The 21473-nt window shown below is 72.8% G+C and carries 22 protein-coding genes; 10 read left to right on the top strand and 12 right to left on the bottom strand.

Annotation, left to right across the window (positions count from 1 at the left end; translation table 11 throughout):
* Positions 1-390: 390 nt before the first annotated feature.
* From ACIBTV_RS12025 to ACIBTV_RS12010, 4 genes are read left to right on the top strand one after another with little or no spacing between them, the layout of a single operon-like run.
* A complete protein-coding gene (locus ACIBTV_RS12025; RefSeq protein WP_396704005.1) occupies positions 391-2103 on the top strand; it encodes a nitrite/sulfite reductase in 1713 nt (570 codons plus the stop codon).
* Positions 2100-2261 carry a hypothetical protein gene (locus tag ACIBTV_RS12020; protein ID WP_396704004.1) on the top strand — a complete coding sequence of 54 codons (162 nt, stop codon included), beginning with the start codon at positions 2100-2102 and terminating at the stop codon, positions 2259-2261. Before ACIBTV_RS12025 ends, ACIBTV_RS12020 begins: the two co-directional genes overlap by 4 nt.
* On the top strand, positions 2258-3019 hold the full coding sequence (locus tag ACIBTV_RS12015; RefSeq protein ID WP_396704003.1) for a phosphoadenylyl-sulfate reductase: 762 nt from the start codon (positions 2258-2260) through the stop codon (positions 3017-3019). The genes ACIBTV_RS12020 and ACIBTV_RS12015 overlap by 4 nt, the downstream gene beginning before the upstream one ends.
* Positions 3020-3039: 20 nt before the next feature.
* A complete protein-coding gene (locus tag ACIBTV_RS12010; RefSeq protein WP_396704031.1) occupies positions 3040-3870 on the top strand; it encodes a sirohydrochlorin chelatase in 831 nt (276 codons plus the stop codon).
* A gap of 31 nt (positions 3871-3901) precedes the next feature.
* On the opposite strand, the gene ACIBTV_RS12005 is transcribed toward ACIBTV_RS12010, so the two are convergent.
* Positions 3902-4159, bottom strand: coding sequence for a WhiB family transcriptional regulator (locus tag ACIBTV_RS12005; RefSeq protein WP_007072794.1), 258 nt, complete (start codon positions 4157-4159; stop codon positions 3902-3904).
* Between the two features lie 445 nt (positions 4160-4604).
* Positions 4605-5555 (bottom strand): diacylglycerol/lipid kinase family protein, encoded by a 951-nt coding sequence (locus ACIBTV_RS12000; RefSeq protein ID WP_396704002.1) that lies wholly within the window; start codon positions 5553-5555, stop codon positions 4605-4607.
* Here ACIBTV_RS12000 and ACIBTV_RS11995 point away from each other — a divergent pair.
* The gene (locus tag ACIBTV_RS11995; RefSeq protein ID WP_396704001.1) at positions 5554-5991 is read left to right on the top strand and encodes a hypothetical protein; all 438 of its coding nucleotides are present in this window, start codon (positions 5554-5556) and stop codon (positions 5989-5991) included. The two genes, ACIBTV_RS12000 and ACIBTV_RS11995, sit on opposite strands and share 2 nt — an antisense overlap.
* 6 nt (positions 5992-5997) lie before the next feature.
* On the opposite strand, the gene ACIBTV_RS11990 is transcribed toward ACIBTV_RS11995, so the two are convergent.
* The 3 genes from ACIBTV_RS11990 to sodN form a co-directional block, all read right to left on the bottom strand.
* Complete coding sequence (locus tag ACIBTV_RS11990; RefSeq protein WP_396704000.1) at positions 5998-6411, bottom strand: anti-sigma regulatory factor; 414 nt, start codon at positions 6409-6411, stop codon at positions 5998-6000.
* 32 nt (positions 6412-6443) lie between these two features.
* Positions 6444-6899 (bottom strand): GNAT family N-acetyltransferase, encoded by a 456-nt coding sequence (locus ACIBTV_RS11985; protein ID WP_396704030.1) that lies wholly within the window; start codon positions 6897-6899, stop codon positions 6444-6446.
* 65 nt (positions 6900-6964) lie between these two features.
* The gene (gene sodN / locus ACIBTV_RS11980) at positions 6965-7369 is read right to left on the bottom strand and encodes a superoxide dismutase, Ni (protein WP_396703999.1); all 405 of its coding nucleotides are present in this window, start codon (positions 7367-7369) and stop codon (positions 6965-6967) included.
* A gap of 82 nt (positions 7370-7451) precedes the next feature.
* Here sodN and ACIBTV_RS11975 point away from each other — a divergent pair, with 82 nt between their 5' ends.
* The 3 genes from ACIBTV_RS11975 (at position 7452) to ACIBTV_RS11965 (ending at position 10158) form a co-directional block, all read left to right on the top strand.
* A complete protein-coding gene (locus ACIBTV_RS11975) occupies positions 7452-7802 on the top strand; it encodes a S24/S26 family peptidase (protein ID WP_396703998.1) in 351 nt (116 codons plus the stop codon).
* A 143-nt stretch (positions 7803-7945) separates the two neighbouring features.
* A complete protein-coding gene (locus ACIBTV_RS11970; protein WP_396703997.1) occupies positions 7946-9124 on the top strand; it encodes an NADP-dependent malic enzyme in 1179 nt (392 codons plus the stop codon).
* Between the two features lie 80 nt (positions 9125-9204).
* Entirely contained in the window at positions 9205-10158 is a 954-nt protein-coding gene (locus ACIBTV_RS11965; protein WP_396703996.1) for a zinc-binding dehydrogenase, read from the top strand.
* Between the two features lie 82 nt (positions 10159-10240).
* On the opposite strand, the gene ACIBTV_RS11960 is transcribed toward ACIBTV_RS11965, so the two are convergent.
* The 3 genes from ACIBTV_RS11960 to ACIBTV_RS11950 all read right to left on the bottom strand — a co-directional run bounded on the left by ACIBTV_RS11960 (position 10241) and on the right by ACIBTV_RS11950 (position 13089).
* Entirely contained in the window at positions 10241-11203 is a 963-nt protein-coding gene (locus tag ACIBTV_RS11960) for an alpha/beta hydrolase family protein (RefSeq protein WP_396703995.1), read from the bottom strand.
* 199 nt (positions 11204-11402) lie between these two features.
* Positions 11403-12029: a nucleotidyltransferase domain-containing protein gene (locus ACIBTV_RS11955; protein ID WP_396703994.1), complete on the bottom strand. Its 627-nt coding sequence runs from the start codon at positions 12027-12029 to the stop codon at positions 11403-11405.
* 166 nt (positions 12030-12195) lie between these two features.
* Positions 12196-13089: an alpha/beta hydrolase family protein gene (locus ACIBTV_RS11950; RefSeq protein WP_396703993.1), complete on the bottom strand. Its 894-nt coding sequence runs from the start codon at positions 13087-13089 to the stop codon at positions 12196-12198.
* A 156-nt stretch (positions 13090-13245) separates the two neighbouring features.
* On the opposite strand from ACIBTV_RS11950, the gene ACIBTV_RS11945 reads away from it, so the two are divergent.
* Positions 13246-13422: a hypothetical protein gene (locus ACIBTV_RS11945; protein ID WP_396703992.1), complete on the top strand. Its 177-nt coding sequence runs from the start codon at positions 13246-13248 to the stop codon at positions 13420-13422.
* Positions 13415-14005, top strand: a complete 591-nt coding sequence (locus tag ACIBTV_RS11940) for a hypothetical protein (RefSeq protein ID WP_396703991.1) — start codon at positions 13415-13417, stop codon at positions 14003-14005. Before ACIBTV_RS11945 ends, ACIBTV_RS11940 begins: the two co-directional genes overlap by 8 nt.
* A 51-nt stretch (positions 14006-14056) precedes the next feature.
* On the opposite strand, the gene ACIBTV_RS11935 is transcribed toward ACIBTV_RS11940, so the two are convergent.
* The 4 genes from ACIBTV_RS11935 to ACIBTV_RS11920 all read right to left on the bottom strand — a co-directional run bounded on the left by ACIBTV_RS11935 (position 14057) and on the right by ACIBTV_RS11920 (position 21418).
* Entirely contained in the window at positions 14057-15175 is a 1119-nt protein-coding gene (locus ACIBTV_RS11935; protein WP_396703990.1) for an acetate/propionate family kinase, read from the bottom strand.
* The gene (gene pta / locus ACIBTV_RS11930; protein ID WP_396703989.1) at positions 15172-17241 is read right to left on the bottom strand and encodes a phosphate acetyltransferase; all 2070 of its coding nucleotides are present in this window, start codon (positions 17239-17241) and stop codon (positions 15172-15174) included. Before pta ends, ACIBTV_RS11935 begins: the two co-directional genes overlap by 4 nt.
* Before the next feature lie 144 nt (positions 17242-17385).
* Entirely contained in the window at positions 17386-17565 is a 180-nt protein-coding gene (locus ACIBTV_RS11925) for a DUF6104 family protein (RefSeq protein WP_396703988.1), read from the bottom strand.
* A gap of 109 nt (positions 17566-17674) precedes the next feature.
* Positions 17675-21418: a multifunctional oxoglutarate decarboxylase/oxoglutarate dehydrogenase thiamine pyrophosphate-binding subunit/dihydrolipoyllysine-residue succinyltransferase subunit gene (locus tag ACIBTV_RS11920; RefSeq protein WP_396703987.1), complete on the bottom strand. Its 3744-nt coding sequence runs from the start codon at positions 21416-21418 to the stop codon at positions 17675-17677.
* Between the last annotated feature and the right edge of the window lie 55 nt (positions 21419-21473).

Below are 21473 nucleotides of genomic sequence, written 5' to 3'. Positions count from 1 at the left end.
AGGGCCCGTCCGGCCCGTGCGTCGGCCCGTCCGGCCCGTGCGCCGGCGGGCCCGGAGGCGGGAGAAACCGTCACATATCGCAGCGTCACACAGCGGAACCCCGCCCGGCCCGTCATGTGGGATCCGGCACGCTCTGGTTGGCCGGTCGGTACGGGCTGTGGCAGCATGACGACATGACCGCCGCCGTCGTGCGCCGCTTCGTGGCCCGCCGCCACGTCGATTACGGCCGCGTGCGCAGCGCCATCTGTCCGGCCTCCTGACGACGCCCGACCACTCTGCCTCGGGCGCGTTCCGCGCCGGCCCTCCTGACACCGTTGTCCTGCCCGCCTCGACGGGCAGCCGCCGCGTACGCGCTCTCCACCGGCTCACCAGACAACGGAGGACGCCGCGATGGCGCTTACCAGCACCCCGGCCCGTTCCGACGATTCCACGGCCCGCCCCGCCCGGGCGCCGCGTCGCCCCCGTGGCGAGGGGCAGTGGGCGCTCGGCCACCGTGAGCCGCTCAACCCGAACGAGCGGACCAAGAAGGACGACAACCCGCTGAACGTGCGGGCCCGGATCGAGAACATCTACGCCCATCAGGGCTTCGCCTCCATCGACCCGGCCGACCTGCGCGGCCGGTTCCGCTGGTGGGGCCTCTACACCCAGCGCAAGGCGGGCATCGACGGCGGGCGTACGGCCGTGCTGGAGCCGCACGAGCTGGAGGACGAGTACTTCATGCTGCGGGTCCGGGTGGACGGCGGCCAGCTCTCCCTGGCCCAGCTGCGGACCATCGCCGACATCTCCCGCGAGTTCGCCCGGGACAGCGCCGACATCACCGACCGGCAGAACATCCAGCTCCACTGGGTCCGCGTCGAGGACGTGCCGGAGATCTGGCGTCGGCTGGAGGCGGTGGGGCTGCAGACCACCGAGGCGTGCGGTGACTGCCCCCGGATCGTGCTGGGCAGCCCGGTCGCCGGGGTGGCCGAGGCGGAGGTGATCGACCCGACGCCGGCGATCGACGAGATCGTCCGCCGGTACGTGGGCGACCCCGAGTACGCGAACCTGCCGCGCAAGTTCAAGTCGTCGATCTCCTGGTTGGTCGACACCCCGTACGAGGCGAACGACATCGCCTTCCTCGGCGTCGACCACCCCGAGCACGGTCCCGGCTTCGACGTCTGGGTCGGCGGTGGACTGTCCACCAACCCGATGCTGGCGCAGCGGCTGGGCGTCTGGGTGCCGCTGGCCGAGGTGCCGGACGTCTGGGCGGGCGTCGTCGGTGTCTTCCGCGACTACGGCTACCGCCGGCTGCGCCACCGCGCCCGGCTGAAGTTCCTCGTCGCCGACTGGGGCGTGGAGCGTTTCCGCGAGGTGCTGGAGAAGGAGTACCTGGGTCGGACCCTGCTCGACGGTCCCGCCCCGGAGCTGCCCGACAAGGCGATCGACCACATCGGCGTGCACCGGCAGCGCGACGGGCGACACTACGTGGGCGCCGCCCCGGTCGTCGGCCGGATCTCCGGTGGGCAACTCGCCCAGCTGGCCGACGTGGTCGAGGCGCACGGCAGCGAGCGGGTGCGGCTCACCCCGTACCAGAAGCTGCTGGTGCTGGACGTGGCGCCGGAGCGGACCGAGTCGCTGGTCGGCGCGCTGCGCGAGATCGGGCTGGAGGCCCGGCCGTCGGCCTGGCGGCGCGGCACGATGGCCTGCACCGGCATCGAGTTCTGCAAGCTCGCCATCGTCGAGACGAAGGCCCGCGGTGAGGAGCTGGTGGCCCGGCTGGAGCAGCGGCTGCGCGACTTCGACGCGGACATCTCCATCCACATCAACGGCTGCCCGAACGCGTGCGCCCGCACGCAGGTCGCCGACATCGGCCTCAAGGGCCAGCTGGTGGTGGGCCCGGACGGCCGCCAGGTGGAGGGCTTCCAGGTGCACCTCGGCGGCGGCCTGGGCATGGCCGCCGGGCAGACCGCCGGGTTCGGCCGCAAGCTGCGTGGTCTGAAGACCACCGCGGAGGAGCTTCCGGCGTACGTGGAACGGCTGGCCCGTCGCTACCTGGCCGGCCGGCACGAGGGCGAGGCGTTCGCCCAGTGGGTGATCAGAGTCGACGAGGAGGAACTGCGATGAGCAGCGAGAACCGTGCGGCACCTCTGTACTGCCCGTACTGCGGTGAGGAGGACCTGCGGCCGAGCGAGGCGGGCCACGGCGCCTGGGAATGCCACGCCTGCGCCCGTGTCTTCACGGTGAAGTTCACCGGGCTGCTGAGTCGGGCGGTCACCCGATGAGCCTGATCTCGGCGGCAGACCTGGGCCTGGTCGGAGTGGGCGGGCCGCGACCGGCGGACGCGTCGGGTCGGAGCCCGCAGGAGCTGCGCGCGCTGGCCGAGGAGGCCGGCCGTGAGCTGGAGGGCGCACCGGCGTTGGAGATCGCCCGTTGGGCGGCGGAGACCTTCGGTGACCGGTTCTGCGTGACCAGTTCGATGGCGGACGCCGTCCTGGCCCACCTGGTGTCCCGGGTGGCGCCCGGCGTGGACGTGGTCTTCCTCGACACCGGCCTGCACTTCCCCGAGACGTTGCGGGTCCGCGACGAGGTGGCCCGGACACTGCCGGTGAACGTGCGGTCGATCCGGCCCCGGCTGACCGTCGGCCAGCAGGACGGCCAGTACGGGCCGCGGCTGTTCAACAGGTCCCCGGACGAGTGCTGCCAGCTGCGCAAGGTGGAGCCGCTGGAGCGGGCCCTCGCCGGGTACGACGCGTGGGCCGCCGGGCTGCGTCGGGACGAGTCGCCGACCCGGGCGAACACGCCGGTGGTGGGGTTCGACCCGCGGCGCGGAAAGGTCAAGGTCAACCCGATCGCGGCGTGGAGCCAGGCCGACGTGGACGCGTACGTGGCCCGGTGGGACGTGCCGGTGAACGCGCTGTTCGCGCAGGGCTACGGCTCGATTGGGTGCTGGCCGTGCACCCGGCGGACCACGGCGGGGGAGGACCCGCGGGCGGGCCGGTGGGCGATGTTCGAGAAGACCGAGTGCGGGCTCCACACCTGACCCGGCCGGTCCGGTGGCCGCTGCCCGGCCCGGTGCCGGGCGGGCGGTCCGCCGAGCCCGTCGTCCTGGTCGCCCACGGCAGCCGTGATCCGCGGGCCGCCGCGGCCACCCGCGCGCTGGTCCGAGCCGTCTCGGCGGCTCGGCCGGGCCTGCCGGTCTCGGCGAGTTGGCTCGATCACACCGAGCCCGGTCCGGCCGAGGCGCTGCGGGCGCTCGGGGTCGCCGGGCACCGGAGTGCGGTGCTGGTGCCGCTGCTGCTCACCGCCGCGTATCACCGGCGGGTGGACATACCGGCGGCCGTCGCCGAGGTGCGCTCGGCGGTACCCACGCTGGCGGTGCGGGTCGCCGACGTGCTCGGGCCGGTGGCGGAGGAGGTGGACCCGGCGCTGCTGGCCGGGCTGCGGCGACGGCTGACCGAAGCGGCGCCGGGGCGGTTCGACGCGCTGGTGCTGGCGGCGGCGGGCACGCGAGACGCGCGGGCGCGGAGTTCGGTGGGTCGGGTCGCCGCGGCACTCGGCAGCCGGCTGGGTGTGCCGGTGCGGGTGGCGTACGCCTCGGCGTCTCCGCCGACGGTGGACGCCGCGGTGGCCCGGCTGCGCGCGGAGGGCGCCCGCCGGGTGGCGGTGTCGGCGTACTTCCTCGCCCCCGGTCTCTTCCACGACGCGGTGGCGGTGGCCGCGCGGGACGCCGGGGCGGTGGCCGTCTCGGCGCCGCTCACCGACGCGCCGGAAGTCGCGGACCTGGTGTTGCGGCGGGTGGACGCCGCGCCGGCCGACCAGCGGGTGCCGTCGGCCGACGGGCGCGCACCGGCCGGACACGTACCGGGACAGCAGAACGCCCCGTCGGGTTGAACCCGGCGGGGCGTTTCGCTGTGTCGGTGGGTCAGGCGGAGTGAGCGCGCAGCACCCGGAGGCCGCCGCGACGCTTCACGGCGCGCCGCTCCTCCTCGCTCATCCCGCCCCAGACGCCCGCGTCCTGACCCGACTCGAGCGCCCACTGCAGGCACTGGTCGGTCACGGAGCAGCGCCGGCAGACGGCCTTGGCCTGCTCGACCTGCAGGAGAGCCGGTCCGGACGTCCCGATCGGGAAGAACAGCTCCGGGTCCTCGTCGCGGCAGACAGCATGGTGACGCCAGTCCATGGCGGCAACACTCCTCATTCTGGATGGGTGGCAGATCGTGCTTTGGTGCTTTTCCTATATGCATCCGCACGCCGGTCGTAACGGTTCGCGTTCGACTATTCGGCGTTGCGTGAGCAGGCTGTTGGCCCCGGGGACCTGCTGGAACAGCTCAACTTGCCGAGCATATCCAGGCAATGTCCCGGTAACTCAAGTTCGCTTGTGAATACTTTCACGAACTCACGCGATGTCAAGAGTGGCGCTCGGAAAAAATCCTTACGGTGAGCAAGCCCACAACCCTTTTGTCCCGGTTCCAGAGCGCTCTGGTTACCCGGCGTACCACAGTCGAGGATCAATATAGTACAGTCCGCGTGACATTGCTGACATTTCCGGCACCTGCCCTCGGTGTGGCGACCCGCGTCGGTGGGGGTTGCGAGGGGTCGCGTCGACCTAGGGCAGTACCCGAGACCTAGCAGATTACTCTCAGTGCGGCGGGAACGGAGGTGAATCTGACTTTCTCCCGCTCGCCGAGATAGTCGCCGTCCAGTTGGAACGCCTGCGGACGGGCGGAGAGCAGTGTGAACTCCGCAACGTCATGAAGTCGCAACACCTGGCGACCCTGCGGATCGGGCCGCCGAGACAGGAACTGGGTTACCGTCCGTGTCGTGCTGGGCACCCGGAGCTGACGGAAGGCGAGCACGTCGAGCCCCAGGTCGAACGAGGCCATCGGGTTCGGGTTGACCTCGCGGTCGCCGACGTACGTCCACGGCGCGGTGTTCTGGATGATGGCCGTCGCCAGCTCGGCCTCCACCGGCTCGCCGGGGCGCTCCAGGCTGATCGCCGGGTGCCGCCGGTCCGAGGCGAAGAAGTACTGACCCAGGATCGCGCGCAGGTAGAGCCCGGGAGTGGAGACCCGCCCCTTGCGGCGGGCCTGCTCCACCCGGTGGATCACCGCGGCGTCCAGACCGAAGCCGGCGCAGAAAGTGAAGTAGCGGTCGTCCGCACGGCCCAACCCGATCGTGCGGTAGCGACCCAGGCGCAGAGCCTCCAGGATCATGCTGGTGCCGTCGGGCCACTCGCGGGGTAGGCCCAGCGCCCGCGCGAAGACGTTCGTCGACCCCCCGGGAACGGTGGCCAGCGCGGGCAGCCGCTCGGCCGGGGTCAGCGCGCCGGGCACCGTCGGCGGCTGGGCGGTCATGAGGCCGTTCACGACCTCGTTCACCGTGCCGTCGCCACCCAGGGTGACGACGACGTCGACGCCCTCCTCGGCCGCCTCCCGGGCCAGCGCGGTCGCGTGCCCACGACGGCGGGTATACCGCACGGAGAGGTCGACTTCGCTGCGCAGCGCCCGGACCAGCACGTCCCGGCTGCGCTCGCTCGTGGTGGTGGCCTTCGGATTGACCACCAGGACGGCCCGCATGGGCGGCACTGTACCTCCCGGCAGCCCGGGTATCGTGGCGCGCGTGACCATCGACTCCGACCCGACCCCCGTCACGCTCCGCTGGGCGGTCCGACTGCTGCGCGGCGAGGCGGTCGCCGTCGGGCTCGTCGCGCTCTGGCTGATCTGGGCCGACCTGACCGCCGACACCACCACCGGGCTCACCTCGGCGTTGCTGGTGACCGCGTTCGCGGTCGGGGCGGCCGTCGCGCTGTGGGCGCTCGGCTCGACGCTGGCTCGGCGCCGGGCCGGCGGACGCGCCCCCGCGATCGTGCTTCAGTTGATGTTGCTGCCGATCGGCTGGTACATGATCCAGGGCGGCCTCGGCTGGCTGGGCGCCCCCCTGATGGCGCTCGGGGTCGGCGTCGGCGCCCTGCTGGTCAGCCCACAGACCACTCGGGCGCTGGGCTTCTCCTGAGCCGGCTCAGTAACCGGCGGAGCGGCGGGTCAGCAGGGAGATCGACGCCCGGCCGTCGGCGGCGCTCGCCACCGCCGACGTGGTCAGCGCGGTGAGCACCTTCCAGGCGAACGACGACTCGGCGGGAAGCTTCGCCCCGGGAACCGTCGGGACCGTGACCTCGACGGTCAGGGCGTCCTCGGTCACCGAGAACCGGCACTGCAGCTCGGCGGCCGGGGTGGCGATGGCGAGCAGCATCGCGCAGGCCTCGTCGACCGCGATGCGCAGATCCTCGATCTCGTCGAGCGCGAACTGCAACCGCGCCGCCAGACCGGCGGTGGCGGTGCGGAGCACGCTCAGGTAACCGCCGTCGGCGGGCACGGTGAGGTGCACGATGTCGTCGATGTCGTCGTCGGCCGGCCGGCCGGTCAGTTGAGTCACCACTCATCCCCCCGGTCGCGGACTCTACCCGCTCAGCCCGCCGGACGGGTGCGGGCGGGCTCGGCCTGGCGGGCCAGCTCCGCCAGCGCCGCCCCGCTGAGCCGGTAGGGAACCCACTCGTCGAGCTTCCGCGCGCCGATCGCGGCGTAGAAACCGGCCGCCGGATTCCAGTCGATCATCCACCACTCCAGCCGGCGGTAGCCCCGCTCGACGCAGATCGCGGCGAGGGTGGCCAGCAGCAACCGACCGGCGCCCGTGCCCCGGGCCGCCGGCCGGACGTAGAGGTCCTCCAGGTAGATGCCGTGCACACCGGCCCAGGTGGAGAAGTTGAGGAACCAGAGCGCGAAGCCGACCGGCTCGTCGTCGGCGTCCACCGCCACGTGTCCGTACAGGGCGGGAGACGGGCCGAACAGGGCGCCGGTCAGCTGCGCCTCGGTGAGGTGACACTCGTCGGGTGCGCGTTCGTACGCCGCGAGCTCGTGAACCATCGCGACGACGGCCGGCACGTCCTCGGGACGTACCGGCCGGATCGTCGGTGCCTGCGACCTCAGGGTCACGCCTTCTTGGTCTCCCAGAAGATCTTGGCGATCTCGTCGATCTTCTGCAGCAGCTGGTCGGCGGTCGCCGGGTCGAGGCTGCCCTTCACGCCGCCGGCGCCGGCGAGCTTGGTGGCCTCGTTGAAGAGCTGGTGCAGCTGCGGGTACTTCTCGAAGTGGGCGGCCTTGAAGTAATCCGTCCACAGCACCCACAGGTGGTGCTTGACCAGCTCGGCGCGCTGCTCCTTGATGATGATCGCGCGCGTGCGGAACTCCGGGTCGGTGTTCGCCTGGTACTTCTCGCAGATCATTTTGACCGACTCGGCCTCGATCCGGGCCTGCGCCGGGTCGTACACACCGCACGGCAGGTCGCAGTGGGCGCTGGCCGTGACACGGGGCGTAAAGATGCGCGGAAGTCGCATCGGGATCCTCCATGGGAAGTTTGCGATGATCCAAGACGACATTACTCCTGGGCCGGCTCCCCAGCCGGGTGGAGGTGAAACCATGGTCGGCAGTCACCCGGCGGGGGCGGCCCGGCTGCGGCGGCCCCTGACCGCCGTCCTGGTGACCGGTCCATCCATGGCACCCACGCTGCGGCACGGCGACGCGGTGCTGGTGCGGCGGGGCGGGCGGCCGGTGCGGTCCGGCGACGTGGTGGTGGCTGTCTTCCGCACCCGCCCCGACCTGCTCGTCGTCAAACGGGCGGTACGACCGCAGGACGGCGGTTGGTGGCTGCGCGGGGACAACGACCTGGTGACCGACGACTCGCGGGCGTACGGCGTGGCCGACGTGCGGGGCCGGGTGGTGCTGCGTTACTGGCCGCGGCCCGGACGGGTGCGCTCCAGGGCTTTATGACCCTGCTCACATCGGGGACCCCCCGCCGACACTATGCTCGGGGGTGCCCGGGTGACCCCCCGCATCACGCGCCACCGCTCGCCGCCCACCTCGCGTTTCGAGCCGGTCGCCCCGTCTTGCTCGACAGATCCTGGAGTCACCACATGTCTTCGTCCACCGTGGACCCCGCCGATCCCGTCTTCCGGCTGCACCGCGGCGGCAAGATGGCCGTCGCCTCGACCGTGCCGCTCACCAGTCGCGACGACCTCTCCCTCGCGTACACCCCCGGGGTTGCCCGGGTGTGCGAGGCCATCGCCGCCGAGCCGGCTCTGGTGGCCGACTACACCTGGGTGTCACACACCGTCGCGGTCGTGACCGACGGCTCGGCGGTGCTCGGGCTCGGCAACATCGGCCCGCGCGCGGCGATGCCGGTGATGGAGGGCAAGGCGGTCCTGTTCAAGCAGTTCGGCGGCGTGGACGCCGTACCGGTGTGCCTGGACACGCAGGACGTGGACGAGATCGTCGCGACGGTGCGAGCGCTGGCCCCGTCGTTCGGCGGGATCAACCTGGAGGACATCAGCGCGCCGCGCTGCTTCGAGGTGGAGCGCCGGCTCGACGAGGCGCTGGACATCCCGGTCTTCCACGACGACCAGCACGGCACCGCGATCGTGGTCCTCGCCGCGCTGCGCAACGCGGCGACCCTGCTCAACCGCAAGCTCGGCGACCTGCGGGTGGCCGTGAGCGGCGCGGGCGCGGCCGGCGTCGCGGTCACCAAGATGCTCGTCGCCGGCGGGGTGAACCCCGACCAGGTGGCGGTCTGCGACTCCAAGGGCATCCTCGGCCGGCACCGCACCGACCTGACCGGCACGAAGGCCGAGCTGGCCGAGCTGACCAACGCCGACGGTCGCACCGGGGACATCACCGAGGCGCTGCGCGGCGCGGACGTGCTCGTCGGCGTCTCCGGCGGGCAGATCCCCGAGGACGCGGTCGCCGGGATGGCGCCGGGCGGGATCGTCTTCGCGCTGGCCAACCCGACCCCCGAGGTCCACCCCGAGGTGGCGGCCCGGCACGTCGCGGTCGTCGCCACCGGCCGCAGCGACTACCCCAACCAGATCAACAACGTGCTCGCCTTCCCCGGCGTGTTCCGGGGTGCGCTCGACGCCCGGGCCACCCGGATCACCGATCTGATGAAGGTGGCCGCCGCGGACGCCATCGCCGGGGTGGTCGCCGAGTCGCTGACCGCCGAGGCGATCGTCCCGTCGCCGCTGGACCCGCGGGTCGCGCCCGCGGTGGCGGAGGCCGTCGCCGAGGCGGCCCGCCGCGACGGCGTCGCCCGAGCCTGACTCCGGGAAGGCCCCTCCCTGTCGCCTTCCGCACAGGAAGGGGCCTTCTTAACGGACGCTCAGCTTGTTACGGTCCGACCATGCGTGCCGCCTTCGCCTCCCGCCTCGACAACGCCGACCCTCTCGCCGCGCTCGGCGTCGGGGAACGGCCCGAGCCGGTCCACCCCCATGACGACTGGGTGACCGTGGAGGTCCGGGCGAGCTCGCTCAACCACCACGACCTGTGGTCGCTGCGCGGCGTCGGGCTCACCGAGGCGCAGCTGCCGATGATCCTGGGCTGCGACGCCGCCGGCCTCGACCCGGACGGCAACGAGGTGGTCGTCTACCCGGTCGTCCCCACCGCGGGCGACCCGCGCGGCGTCTCCATCCTCTCCGAGCACTTCCCCGGCACGCTGGCCGAGCGGGTCGCCGTACCGCGGGCCAACCTGCTGCCGCTGCCCGACGGGCTGTCGCTGACCGACGCCGCCTGCCTGCCCACCGCCTGGCTGACGGCCTGGCGGATGCTCACCACCAAGGGCCGCGTCGAGGACGCCGACGCCGTGCTGGTGCAGGGCGCCGGCGGCGGTGTGGCGACGGCGGCCGTCGCGCTCGCCGTGGCCATGGGCAAGCGGGTGTACGCGACCAGTCGCGACGCCGCCAAGCGGGACCGGATCGCCGCCCTGGGCGCGACGGCCGTCGAGCCGGGCGCCCGACTGCCGGAGCGGGTGGACGTGGTGGTCGAGACGGTCGGGGCGGCCACCTTCGACCACTCACTGAAGTCGGCCGCGCCGATGGCCCGGATCGTCGTCTCCGGCGCGACCGCCGGTCACCAGCCGACGATCAACCTGCGCCGCGTCTTCGCCATGCAGTTGGAGATCCTCGGCACCTCGATGGGCACCCCCGGCGAGCTCTACGACCTGCTCGCGTTCTGCGCCGACCGGCAGGTGCGCCCGGTGGTGGACAGCGTGGTGCCGTTCAGCAAGGTCGAGGAGGCGTTCGCCCGCCTGCACGGCGGGGAGATCTTCGGCAAGATCGTGGTGGACCACACGGCCTGAGCGCTGAGCCGCCCGTGGGTCGGCGGTGCCCGGTGCCGGCCGGCCGCCGGCGCGGTCTTGGCCGCCTCGGCCGTCCGCCCGCTCAGAGGTGGTTGTCGAGCGTGGCCAGCCCGTCGCGGGCCGCGTCGGTGGGGATGCGGCCCTTGGCGGCCGCGTCCCCGTAGAGCGACCAGCGCAGGAACTCCACCGTCGTGTCGGAGACCAGCCGCAGGGCAGCGCCGTCGCTCAGCAGCGCCCGGCCGTGGTCGCCCTTCGTCAGGCTGAGCATCGCCTTCGGCCAGGGCACCGCGTCGTACGCCGCCTTGCCCGCCGCGTACTCCACCACCTCGTCGAGCTCGCCGTGCACGAACAGTTGCGGGGCCGCCGCGCCCGCGAAGGCGGTGCCCACGCCCAAGGCCGTGCCGGCGAACACCACGCCCGCGTCCAGCCGCTCGTCCCGGCCCGCCGTGAACAGGCCGATGGTGGTCACCCCGCCGGCCGAGTGCCCGGCGGCGGCCACCCGGTCGACGGCCAGGTGGCCGCGCAACGGGTCACCGGCCTTCCCGTCGAGCGCGAGCACCTGGGTCAACGCGTACGACACGTCGGCCGGCTGGTTGAGCACGTCCAGCACGTTGACCTTCACACCCCGGGAGGTGTGCGGGAACGTCGGCGCGGCCACCACGAAACCGGCCGCCGCCCAGCGGGTGAGCAGCCTCGCGTAGTCGTCCGGCCGGCCGCCCAGGCCGTGGCTGAACATCACCACCGGGAACCGACCCTCCGCCGCGTCCGCCGAACGCTTCGCCGCGCCGCCGGCCGACCCGGTCGCCGGGTACCAGACGGTCACCGGCAGCGGGCGGTCGCCGTCGCGGTTCAGCTTCAGCTGTCGTACGCCGACCGCGAAGCTCTCCGCCGGCGCCGTGCCGGCGGGCACCTGCGGAGTCGGTGTGGCGCTCGCCGTGGGGGACGGGGCGTTCCGCGGCTCGGCCAGCGGGGCGGGGGCCGAGCAGCCCACCAGGCCGGCCGTGAGCGCGGCGGCGAACAGGGCGCGGGTGCGGCGACGGGACATGAATCCGATTGTGCCCGTCCTCGCCCCCGCGTCGGACGCCGAACCGACCGGTACCCCGCCCGGACCGGGCCGTGCCCCGCCCCGGCCGACTCCGGCGCCCCCGCGCCGGCCGCGTCCCGCCCTGGCCGATGGAACAACAGCCCCGGAGTTGTTCCCTCCACCCGTCCGGGATACGACAACTTCCCGGAAGTTGTGTGGATCAAGGCGGGTCGGTGGCGGAAGGGGCCGGGGTGGCGAGGGACGTGCGTAGCCGCGCGAGGTCGTCCGCGTCCTTCTGACGGCGGGGGCGGTCCGGCATCCAGACCGGGTACATCTCCTTGAACTCGATCTGCGCGCCGACCGTGATCATCGGCGCGACGAGTGCGCCGATCCGGCCAGCCGGGCCGTCCAGCAGGCCCACCGGCAGCGGCGTCCCCTCCCACGCGCCGCCGCCGACCGTCACCCGGCCGGCCGCGTCTCGACCGAGGTAGGCGAAGCTCATCTCGACGTCGTCGCGGAGCACGTCGAGTTGGGTCTCCACCGGCATCCGCGGGTCTGGCCGCCAACCCCGGTCGGCGAGCAGGGCGGCGAGGCGTGCCGCGTCGGCCCGCCAGCAGTACCAGTCGACGTCGACGTGCCGCCGGGTCACCTCGCCGAGGTGGAAGTCCATCGCCCAGCCGCCGCGCAGCCAGACAGGTATGCCGGCCGCGGCGGCGACAGCGACCACCTCGCCGATACCCGCCACCTGCCGCCCCGCCAACCCCCTCAACCCCAGCCCCAGCCCCAACCCCAACCCCTCATTCGCCCTCCCGCGCAGCCCCCACTCGCCCTCCCGCACAGCCCCCACTCGCCCTCCCGCCCCGTGCCCCGAGATCACCCACCTCGTCGATCATGCACTTGTGGTGCCGGCATTGCCCTCTCCTGCCCGCTTCGCGAGGCACCACAACTGCATGATCGACGGGGGCGGGGCGGGGCGGGGCGGGGCGGGGCGGGGGTGGGTGGGTGGGTGGGGTTCAGGGGGATTGGCGGGCGGTGTAGTGGGTGAGGCCGGGGGTGGGGGAGGTCGCGTCGGTCGGCAGGCGGCGGGCGGCGTCCGGGTCGCCGTAGAGGGTCCAGCGGAGGAAGTCCAGGGTGGTGGCGAGGACCTGGGCGAAGCCGGGCCGCCCCGGGGTCAGGTACTCGCCGTGCCCCTGGCCGAGCAGGCTGAGGAACGCGGCCGGACCGGGCGTGCGGGCGTACGCGGCGCGGCCGACGGTCACCGGCACGATCGGGTCGGCGGTGCCGTGGACGAAGAGCAGCGGGGCGGCCGGCCCGGCGAAGCTGCCGGCGAGCCCGCCACCGGCGATGATCACACCGGCGCGCAGCCGTGGCGAGTGCCCGGAGGTGAACATCCCGGCGGTGGTGAAGCCGCCCGCCGAGTGTCCGGCGGCGCCGAACCGGGTCACGTCGAGGTGTCCGCTGAGCGGGTCGCCGGGGCGCGTGTCCAACCCGACCAGGTGCCGGATGAGCCGCCAACCGTCGGCCGGCTGGTGGCGTACGTCCGCCCGGGTGAACCGGGCCGCCCCGCGGCGGGTGTGCGGATAGGCCGGCGCGGCCACGACGAAGCCCGCGGCCGCCCACCGGGTGGTCAACCCGGCGTGCAGCTCCGGAAGGCTGTCCAGCCCGTGACTGTAGATCACCACCGGGAACCGGCCGGGGGCCACCGCACCGTCCCGCGTCGGATACCACACGGTCACCGGGAGTGGCCGCGCCGAGGTCGGGTCCAGGGTGAACGTACGCACGCCGACGGCGTACGTTCCCTCAGGCGCGTGGCGCGGCGGAGCCTGCCCCCCGGTGGCCGCCGTGGCCGGGGCACAGCCGGCGAGCAGCGCCGTCACCAGCACGGCCACCAGCCGCTTCGCCCCCATCGTTCCACGGTAGGTGACCATCCGCCGGCGCCGGCCCCACCGTCCGGTTCGGGTAGTTCACCGTCCCGGCCGGAACGCGTCCGTCGGCCGGTCCGACCCGTGGATCGTCGTCACACCGTCCGCCCCGGCTGGACAGGTTTCGCTAGGGTCACCGGCATGTCTGAGAACTACACCGACCCGAGCGGCAACACCGAGGCGTTCCGTGCGTTCGTCCACACACCCGAGGCGGCGGAGGCGCCCGCCGGCACAGCCGGGCGGTTGCCGATGCTCGTCGGCGCCGCTGTCGCCGCCGCGGTGCTCCTCGCGCTGGCCGTGTGGCTCGCGGTTGGCTGATGTCGACCCGACACCGGGGGCGCTGCGCTCCCGGTTGCGGGGCGTCCGCTGGGGCCCGACCGCGCTCGGTCTGGTCGTGCTGCTCGCCGGCCTGTCGTACGCGACCGCCATCGCCGGCTACAAGTGGCACCTGCACAGCAAGGCGGAGCGGCTGCGGGCGGAGGGGGTGCGCGTCCAGGCGGTCGTGGGCCGGCGGGAGGACACCGTCGGCCGCGGCGGCGGCACCGACACCGTCCGGGTCTGGTACGACCACGCCGGCGTGGCGTACTCGAAGCGGATCCTGTGCGGCTCTGCCGGCGGCTGCACCGAGGAGCCGCCGCCCACGATGACCCTGTGGGTCGACCCGGAGCGACCCGACGAGTTCGTGGCCGAGAACGGGAACACCGACGACTCGGTCTTCGTCCTCAACGCCTGGGGCGGGATTCCCTTCGGGCTCGGGTTCGCGGTGATCGGTGGGTTCATCGTGCTGACCGGCGTCATGCCGGAACGGTCGCGCGTCCGGCGGCTGCCGCCGCGCGGGCCGGGCTCACCCCGGATCCGCCGCACCGGCAGGGCCCGGCGGACCCGGGCCCGCCGGCGCTGAGCGCCGTCGCTCGGCCGGGGACCGCCTCGCGGGCACCCACCACCGACCCGGTCAGCCCTGCTCGGCGGCCACCTGTCGGGCGGCACGGGCGATCTCGCGCTCCTCGTCGGTGGCGATCACGCAGACCGTGACCTCGGCGCCCTCCGGCGAGATCACCCGGTCACCCTGGCCCTCGTTGCGCGCCGGGTCGACGGCGATGCCGAGCCGGTCGAGCCCGGCCAGCGCGGCGGCCCGCACCGGCGCGGCGTGCTCGCCGACCCCGGCGGTGAAGGTCACCGCGTCGACGCGGCCGAGCAGGGCGTAGTACGCCCCGACGTAGCCGGTGAGGCGACGGCAGTAGACGTCGAAGGCGAGCGCCGCCGCCGGGTCACCGGCCGCCCGCCGGGCCAGCACCTCCCGCATGTCGTTGACCCCGGCCAGCCCGAGCAGACCGCTTCGATGGTTGAGCAGGTCGTCGATGTCGTCCACGGACAGCCCGCCCTCGCGGCGCAGGTGGAAGATGATGGTCGGGTCGAGGTCGCCGCTGCGGGTGCCCATGACCAGACCCTCCAGCGGGGACATCCCCATCGAGGTGGCCACGCTGCGGCCGCCGGCCACCGCGCACGCGCTCGCGCCGTTGCCCAGGTGCAGGGTGATGGTGTTCAGCCGGTCGTACGGCCGGTCGAGCAGCTCAGCGGTGCGCCGCGACACGTACGCGTGGGAGGTGCCGTGGAAGCCGTACCGGCGGACGCCGTACCGCTCGGCGATGTCGCGATCGATCGCGTACGTCGCAGCGGCCTCGGGCAGCGTCCGGTGAAACGCCGTGTCGAAGACCGCGACCTGGGGCACCCCGGGGAGTGCTTCCCGGGCGACCTCGATGCCGGCCAGGTTGGGCGGGTTGTGCAGCGGCGCCAGCGGGACGAGGTCGTGGATCGCGTCGAGCACCTGGTCGTCGATCAGCACCGGCTCACCGAACCGCTCGCCGCCGTGCACGACCCGGTGCCCCACGGCGGACAGCCCGGACAGGTCCAGCGTGCCGAGGATCTGGCGGACCGCCGTCTCGTGGTCGACCGGACCGCCGCCCGGCTCGCCGATCCGCTCGACGGTGCCCTTGTCGCGGACCTCGTCGCCGTCGTAGAGCCGGTACTTCACCGACGACGACCCGCAGTTGAGCACCAGCACCCGGCTCATGACGACTCCTCCGCGGCGGCCTGGATCGCGGTGATCGCCACCGTGTTGACGATGTCCGGCACGGTGGCGCCCCGGGACAGGTCGTTGACCGGCCGCCGCAGGCCCTGCATGACCGGGCCGACCGCGACCGCCCCGGCGGAGCGCTGCACCGCCTTGTACGTGTTGTTGCCGGTGTTGAGGTCCGGGAAGATGAACACCGTCGCGCGGCCGGCGACGGGGCTGCCGGGCAGCTTCGTGGCGGCGACGGCCGGGTCGATCGCGGCGTCGTACTGGATCGGCCCCTCGACCAGCAGGTCGGGCCGGCGCTCCCGGACCAGCGCGGTGGCCGCCGCGACCTTCTCCACGTCCTCCCCGGCGCCGGAGCTGCCGGTCGAGTACGACAGCATCGCCACCCGCGGCTCGATGCCGAACCGGGCGGCGGTGTCGGCCGACGAGATCGCGATGTCGGCGAGCTGGGCGGCGTCCGGGTCGCGGTTGACCGCGCAGTCGCCGTAGACCAGGACCCGGTCGGCGAGCAGCATGAAGAAGACGCTGGAGGCGACGGAGACCCCGGGCACCGTACGGATGATCTCGAAGGCCGGGCGGATGGTGGCCGCGGTGGTGTGCGTCGCCCCGGAGACCATGCCGTCGGCGTGCCCCGTGCTGACCATCATCGTGCCGAAGTAGTTGGGCTGCGCGACGATGTCGTGTGCCAGCTCGGCGGTGATCCCACGATGGGCGCGCAGCCGCGCGTACTCGGCGGCGAAATCGTCCCGCCACTCGCTGGTGAGCGGGTCCACCACCCGTGCGTCGTCGACGTCGACGCCCAGCTCGCGGGCCCGCCGGGCGATGTCGTCCGGCCGGCCGAGCAGGGTCAGCTCGGCGACGCCGCGGCGCAGCAGCACCTCCGCCGCGCGCAGGACGCGCTCCTCTCCGCCCTCCGGCAGCACGAGGTGCCGGGGCCGCGTCCGGGCTCGGTCGATCAGCTCGTTCTCGAACATCAGCGGCGTGACCCGGGTGGCCCGGCTGACCTGCAGCCGGCGGGCCAGGTCGTCGGTGTCGACGTGACGTTCGAAGGTGCCGAGCGCGGCCTCGACCTTGCGTGGGTTCCCGGGGCTGGGGCGGCCCTCGATCCGGCTGGACGCGGCCACCGTGTCGTAGCTGTCGGTTTCGACGGAGAGCACCGCGAGGCCGGTGTTCAGCTCCTCGACCAGCCGCATCACCCGTGGGTCGGGCTGTTCGCCGAGGGTGAGCACGAGCCCGGCCAGGGAGACCTGCCCGGCCACGTGCGCGGCGCTCGCCGCCACCAGCAGGTCGGCCCGGTCGCCCGGGGTGATCATCAGGGCGCCCGGGGTGAGATGGTCGAGCAGGATCGGCACGTGGGCCGCCCCCACGACGTAGGCGAGGACGTCCCGGCTGAGCGCGCTCTCGTCGCCGGCGAGCAGGGTCGCGTCCAGCGCCGTCGCCACCTCGGCCACCGTCGGGGCCGACACGGAGGGCACCTCCGGGATGGCGTACGCCGGGACGGGCAGGTCGGGCAGCGTCATCGGCCCGGGGACCCGGTTGGCGATCACCGCGAGCACGGTGGCGCCGAGATCGGCCAGGTCGTGGTACGCGCCGCGGGACGCCGCCGCGATGGCGGACGGTTCCTGCCCGAAGCCGTCGACCACGGGCACCACGACGCTGCCGAACTCGGTGGCGAGCCGGGCGTTGAACGCCAGTTCGCGGGGGCGGGCCGGGTCACCGGTGTCGTCGAAGTCGCTGCCCACGACGACCACCGCCGGGCACTGCCGCTCGACCGCCCGGTACCGCTCCACGATGCGGGAGATCAGCTCCTCCCGGCGGCCGTCGGCGACCAGGGCGGTTGCTTCGGCGTACGTGGCTCCGGCGAGGTCGGCCGGCGGAAGGTCGATCCGGTAGCGGTCGCGGAGCAGGGCGAGGATCGGGTCCGGGCCGGTGCCGGCGATCAGCGGGCGGAACACGCCGATCCGGCCGACCTGGCGGGACAGCAGCTCGGCGAGCCCGAGCGCGATGGTCGACTTGCCCCCGCCCGACCCGACGCTGGTCAGGTACACACTCCGCGCCACGTCCCCACCCTAGAAGATCGCGACGCCCCCCGCGCCCACCCACCCGGCCCCGGTGACCGCCTCCGCTTCGTTGATCATGAAGTTGTTGCCGCGCCACGCCGATCCGCCGCGCGACGACCTCATGATCAACGCGAACGGCGGGGGTTAGTCGTCGTCCTCGTCGTCGAGGCGGGCCAGGTAGGTGGCCAGGCGCTCGATCGGGGTCTCGAACTCCGGGTTCAGGTCGACGAAGTCGCGCAGGCGCTCGGCGAGCCACTCGATGGTGATCTGCTCGTCGCCCCGGCGCTCGACCAGTTCCTCGATGCCGCGGTCGGTGAAGTACATCCGTACGTCCTCGTGTCGGGCCCGGTATGCGGCCGGGCCGGTCCTCGACGCCAGCCGGGGCAGGACCGTCGCAACGGCCCTGCCCCGGCTCTCGGCGCGTGTGGTCAGGTCACGGGCGGGGGAGAGCCGCCTCGATCAGCGCGTTCTGCTCGACCTCGTGCATCTTCGCCGAACCGACCGCCGGGGCGGCCGCCGCCGGGCGGGAGATGCGCCGCAGCCGGACGTCCGACAGGTGCTCCAGCAGGTTGAGCGCCACGAACGACCAGGCGCCCTGGTTGGCCGGCTCCTCCTGCACCCAGGCGAAGTCCTCGGCGTTCGGGTACTGCGCGAGCGCCGCCCGGATCTCCTCGATCGGCATCGGGTAGAGCTGCTCGATGCGGACGATCGCGGTGTCGGTGATGCCGCGCTCCTGCCGGGCCTGGTACAGGTCGTAGTAGACCTTGCCGGAGCAGAGCAGCACCCGCTTCACCGACTCCGGCGCCGGGGCGGCCAGGTCGGCCAGCACCGGCTGGAACGTGCCGGTGGTGAAGTCCTCGACCGACGAGATGCAGAGCCGGTGCCGCAGCAGCGACTTCGGCGTGAACACCACCAGCGGCTTGCGCTTCGGCGACAGGGCCTGGCGGCGCAGCAGGTGGAAGTAGTTCGCCGGCGTGGTCGGGATGGCGACCCGCATGTTGTCCTCGGCGCAGAGCTGGAGGAACCGCTCCGGACGGCCGGAGGTGTGGTCCGGGCCCTGGCCCTCGTGACCGTGCGGCAGCAGCAGGGTCACCGCGGAGCGCTGCCCCCACTTGACCTCGCCGGAGGAGACGAACTCGTCGATCACCGACTGGGCGCCGTTGACGAAGTCGCCGAACTGGGCCTCCCAGGCGACCAGCGCGTTGATGTTCTCCACCGAGTAGCCGTACTCGAAGCCCATCGCCGCGTACTCGCTGAGCAGCGAGTCGTGCACGAAGAACCGGGACCGCTCGCCGTCGGCGGTGAGCGACTTCAGCGGCAGGTAGTCGTCGCCGGTGCGCGAGTCGACGATCGAGGCGTGCCGCTGCACGAACGTGCCGCGGCGCGAATCCTGCCCGGCGAGCCGGACGGTCACGCCGTCGTGCAGCAGCGACCCGAACGCGATGATCTCGCCGAAGCCCCAGTCGATGTTGCCCTCGACGGACATCTTGGCCCGCCGCTCGAGCAGCTGCTGGATCCGCTTGTGCGGGGTGAAGCCCTCCGGCAGGTTGACGTGCGCCTCACCGATCGCCCGGACGACCGAGGCGTCGGTGGCGGTGTCGACCTGCGGCTCCGGCTCATCCTCGCGGCGCGGCCGGCTGAGCTGCCGGGGCGCCGTGGCGGCGTCGCGGGTGGCTTTGAAGACCCGCTCCAGCTGCGCCTGGTAGTCGCGCAGCAGCTCCTCCGCGTCCTCCACGGTGATGTCGCCGCGACCGATCAGCTCCTCGGTGTACAGCTTCCGCACCGACCGCTTCGAGTCAATGATCTTGTACATCTGCGGGTTGGACATCGACGGGTCGTCGCCCTCGTTGTGCCCACGCCGCCGGTAGCAGACCATGTCGATCACGACGTCCTTGTTGAACGCCTGGCGGTACTCGAACGCCAGCCGGGCGACCCGTACGACCGCCTCGGGGTCGTCGCCGTTGACGTGGAAGATCGGGGCCTGGATCATCCGGGCCACGTCGGTGCTGTAGAGGCTGGACCGCGAGTATTCCGGGGCGGTGGTGAAGCCGACCTGGTTGTTGACCACCACGTGCACGGTGCCGCCGGTGCGGTAGCCGCGCAGCTGGGAGAGGTTGAGCGTCTCGGCGACGACACCCTGGCCGGCGAACGCGGCGTCACCGTGCACCGCCAGCGGCAGGACGGTGTAGCCCTCCAGCTTGAGGTCGATCCGGTCCTGCTTGGCCCGGACGATGCCCTCCAGCACCGGGTCGACGGCCTCCAGGTGGGACGGGTTGGCCACCAGCGAGACCTTGACCGAGTGCTCGCCGTCCGGCGTCGTGAACTTGCCGTTCTGGCCGAGGTGGTACTTCACGTCGCCGGAGCCCTGCGTCGACCGCGGGTCGAGGTGCCCCTCGAACTCCGAGAAGATCTTCTCGTACGGCTTGCCGACGATGTTGGCCAGCACGTTGAGCCGACCCCGGTGCGCCATGCCGATGACAACCTCGTCGAGACCGCCCTCGGCGGACGCCTCCAGCACCTCACCGAGCAGCGGGATCAGCGACTCGCCGCCCTCCAGCGAGAACCGCTTCTGCCCGACGTACTTCGTCTGGAGGAAGGTCTCGAACGCCTCGGCGGCGTTCAGCCGGTTGAGCACGTGCTTCTGCTCGTCGGCGGCGGGCTTCTCGTACTTGCGCTCGATCCGCTCCTGGAGCCAGCGCCGCTCCTCCGGGTCCTGGATGTGCATGTACTCGATGCCGACCCGGCGGCAGTAGGAGTCGCGCAGCACGCCGAGGATCTCGCGCAGCTTCATCCGCTGCTTGCCGGCGAAGCCGTTGACCGGGAAGGTCCGGTCCAGGTCCCACAGGGTCAGCCCGTGCTGGAGCACGTCCAGGTCGGGGTGCTTGCGGATCTTGAACTCGAGCGGGTCGGTGTCGGCCATCAGGTGACCGCGGACCCGGTACGCGTGGATCAGCTCGTGCACCCGCGCGGTCTTGTTGATCTGGCCCTCGCTGTCGACCGCGACGTCGCGGACCCAGCGCACCGGCTCGTAGGGGATGCGCAGCGAGGTGAAGAGCTGGTCGTAGAAGCCGTGCTCGCCGAGGATCAGCTCGTGCATGACCTTGAGGAACTCGCCGGACTGCGCGCCCTGGATGATCCGGTGGTCGTACGTGCTGGTCAGCGTGATGACCTTGCTGACCGCGAGCTCCGCGAGGGTGGCCTCGGACATGCCCTGGTAGGGCGCCGGGTACTCCATCGCGCCGACCCCGATGATCGCGCTCTGCCCCTGCATGAGCCGCGGCATCGAGTGGACGGTGCCGATGCCGCCGGGGTTGGTCAGCGAGATGGTGGTGCCGGAGTAGTCGTCCATGGTCAGTTCGTTACGGCGGGCGCGCCGGACCACGTCCTCGTACGCCTGCCAGAACTGCCGGAAGTCCATCTGCTCGCAGGCCTTGATGGAGGGGACCACCAGGTTGCGGCTGCCGTCGGGCTTGGTCAGGTCGATCGCGATGCCCAGGTTGACGTGCTCGGGCCGGACCAGCGTCGGCTTGCCGTCGACCTCGGCGTACGAGTTGTTCATCTCCGGGTGCTGCACCAGCGCCCGGACCATCGCGTAGCCGATGAGGTGGGTGAAGCTGACCTTGCCGCCGCGCCCACGGGCGAGGTGGTTGTTGATCACGATCCGGTTGTCGACCAGGAGCTTGGCCGGGACCGCGCGCACGCTGGTCGCGGTCGGCACGCTCAGCGAGGCGTCCATGTTCTGGACGATCTTCGCGGCGACACCGCGCAGCGGGGTGGTCTGTGGGCCGGTGGCGGTCGGGGCGGCGGCCTTGGCCGGGGTCGCCTTGGCGGCCGGCGCGGGCGCCTTCGCCGGGGCGGCGGGCTTGGCGGGCGCCGCGGTCTTCGCGGCCGCCGGCCGGGCCGGGGCGGCGGCCGGGGCCGCCGCGGCGGGCTGGGTGACGGCGGCCACGGCCTCCTGCTGCTCGGCGGGCTCCGGAGCCGCGGCGGGGACCGGCTTGGCGTCAGGACGCGGGGTGCCGGCGCCGGGCGCGGGGCGGTAGTCGGCGAAGAAGTCGTGCCAGGCCGAATCGACGCTCTTGGGGTCGGCGAGGTACCGCTGGTACATCTCCTCGACGATCCACTCGTTCGGGCCGAAACCCGCCAGTGGGTTCTCCTGCGAAGTCTGCTGGGTCGACACGGCCGGTAATCGCCTCTTTCACGCGGGTTTGTGTGTCACGCGGCGTCTCGCACGC

It is taken from the genome of Micromonospora sp. NPDC049366, from assembly GCF_044466625.1.
GTDB lineage: Bacteria > Actinomycetota > Actinomycetes > Mycobacteriales > Micromonosporaceae > Micromonospora.
The sequence above is the reverse complement of the archived record's forward strand: the minus strand, read 5'-3'. Positions and strand labels throughout refer to the sequence as shown.

Bases quoted from the DNA above. Each gene is read 5' to 3' on its own strand.
- ACIBTV_RS11965 (WP_396703996.1), top strand. From the start codon at position 9,205: ATGCGTGCCGCCTTCGCCTCCCGCCTCGACAACGCCGACCCTCTCGCC.
- ACIBTV_RS12020 (WP_396704004.1), top strand. From the start codon at position 2,100: ATGAGCAGCGAGAACCGTGCGGCACCTCTGTACTGCCCGTACTGCGGT.
- ACIBTV_RS11935 (WP_396703990.1), bottom strand. From the start codon at position 15,175: ATGAGCCGGGTGCTGGTGCTCAACTGCGGGTCGTCGTCGGTGAAGTAC.
- ACIBTV_RS11970 (WP_396703997.1), top strand. From the start codon at position 7,946: ATGTCTTCGTCCACCGTGGACCCCGCCGATCCCGTCTTCCGGCTGCAC.
- sodN (WP_396703999.1), bottom strand. From the start codon at position 7,369: ATGCGACTTCCGCGCATCTTTACGCCCCGTGTCACGGCCAGCGCCCAC.
- ACIBTV_RS11945 (WP_396703992.1), top strand. From the start codon at position 13,246: ATGTCTGAGAACTACACCGACCCGAGCGGCAACACCGAGGCGTTCCGT.
- ACIBTV_RS12015 (WP_396704003.1), top strand. From the start codon at position 2,258: ATGAGCCTGATCTCGGCGGCAGACCTGGGCCTGGTCGGAGTGGGCGGG.
- ACIBTV_RS12025 (WP_396704005.1), top strand. From the start codon at position 391: ATGGCGCTTACCAGCACCCCGGCCCGTTCCGACGATTCCACGGCCCGC.
- ACIBTV_RS11975 (WP_396703998.1), top strand. From the start codon at position 7,452: ATGGTCGGCAGTCACCCGGCGGGGGCGGCCCGGCTGCGGCGGCCCCTG.
- ACIBTV_RS12000 (WP_396704002.1), bottom strand. From the start codon at position 5,555: ATGCGGGCCGTCCTGGTGGTCAATCCGAAGGCCACCACCACGAGCGAG.
- ACIBTV_RS11950 (WP_396703993.1), bottom strand. From the start codon at position 13,089: ATGGGGGCGAAGCGGCTGGTGGCCGTGCTGGTGACGGCGCTGCTCGCC.
- ACIBTV_RS12005 (WP_007072794.1), bottom strand. From the start codon at position 4,159: ATGGACTGGCGTCACCATGCTGTCTGCCGCGACGAGGACCCGGAGCTG.
- ACIBTV_RS11985 (WP_396704030.1), bottom strand. From the start codon at position 6,899: ATGGTTCACGAGCTCGCGGCGTACGAACGCGCACCCGACGAGTGTCAC.
- ACIBTV_RS11925 (WP_396703988.1), bottom strand. From the start codon at position 17,565: ATGTACTTCACCGACCGCGGCATCGAGGAACTGGTCGAGCGCCGGGGC.
- ACIBTV_RS11960 (WP_396703995.1), bottom strand. From the start codon at position 11,203: ATGTCCCGTCGCCGCACCCGCGCCCTGTTCGCCGCCGCGCTCACGGCC.
- ACIBTV_RS11995 (WP_396704001.1), top strand. From the start codon at position 5,554: ATGGGCGGCACTGTACCTCCCGGCAGCCCGGGTATCGTGGCGCGCGTG.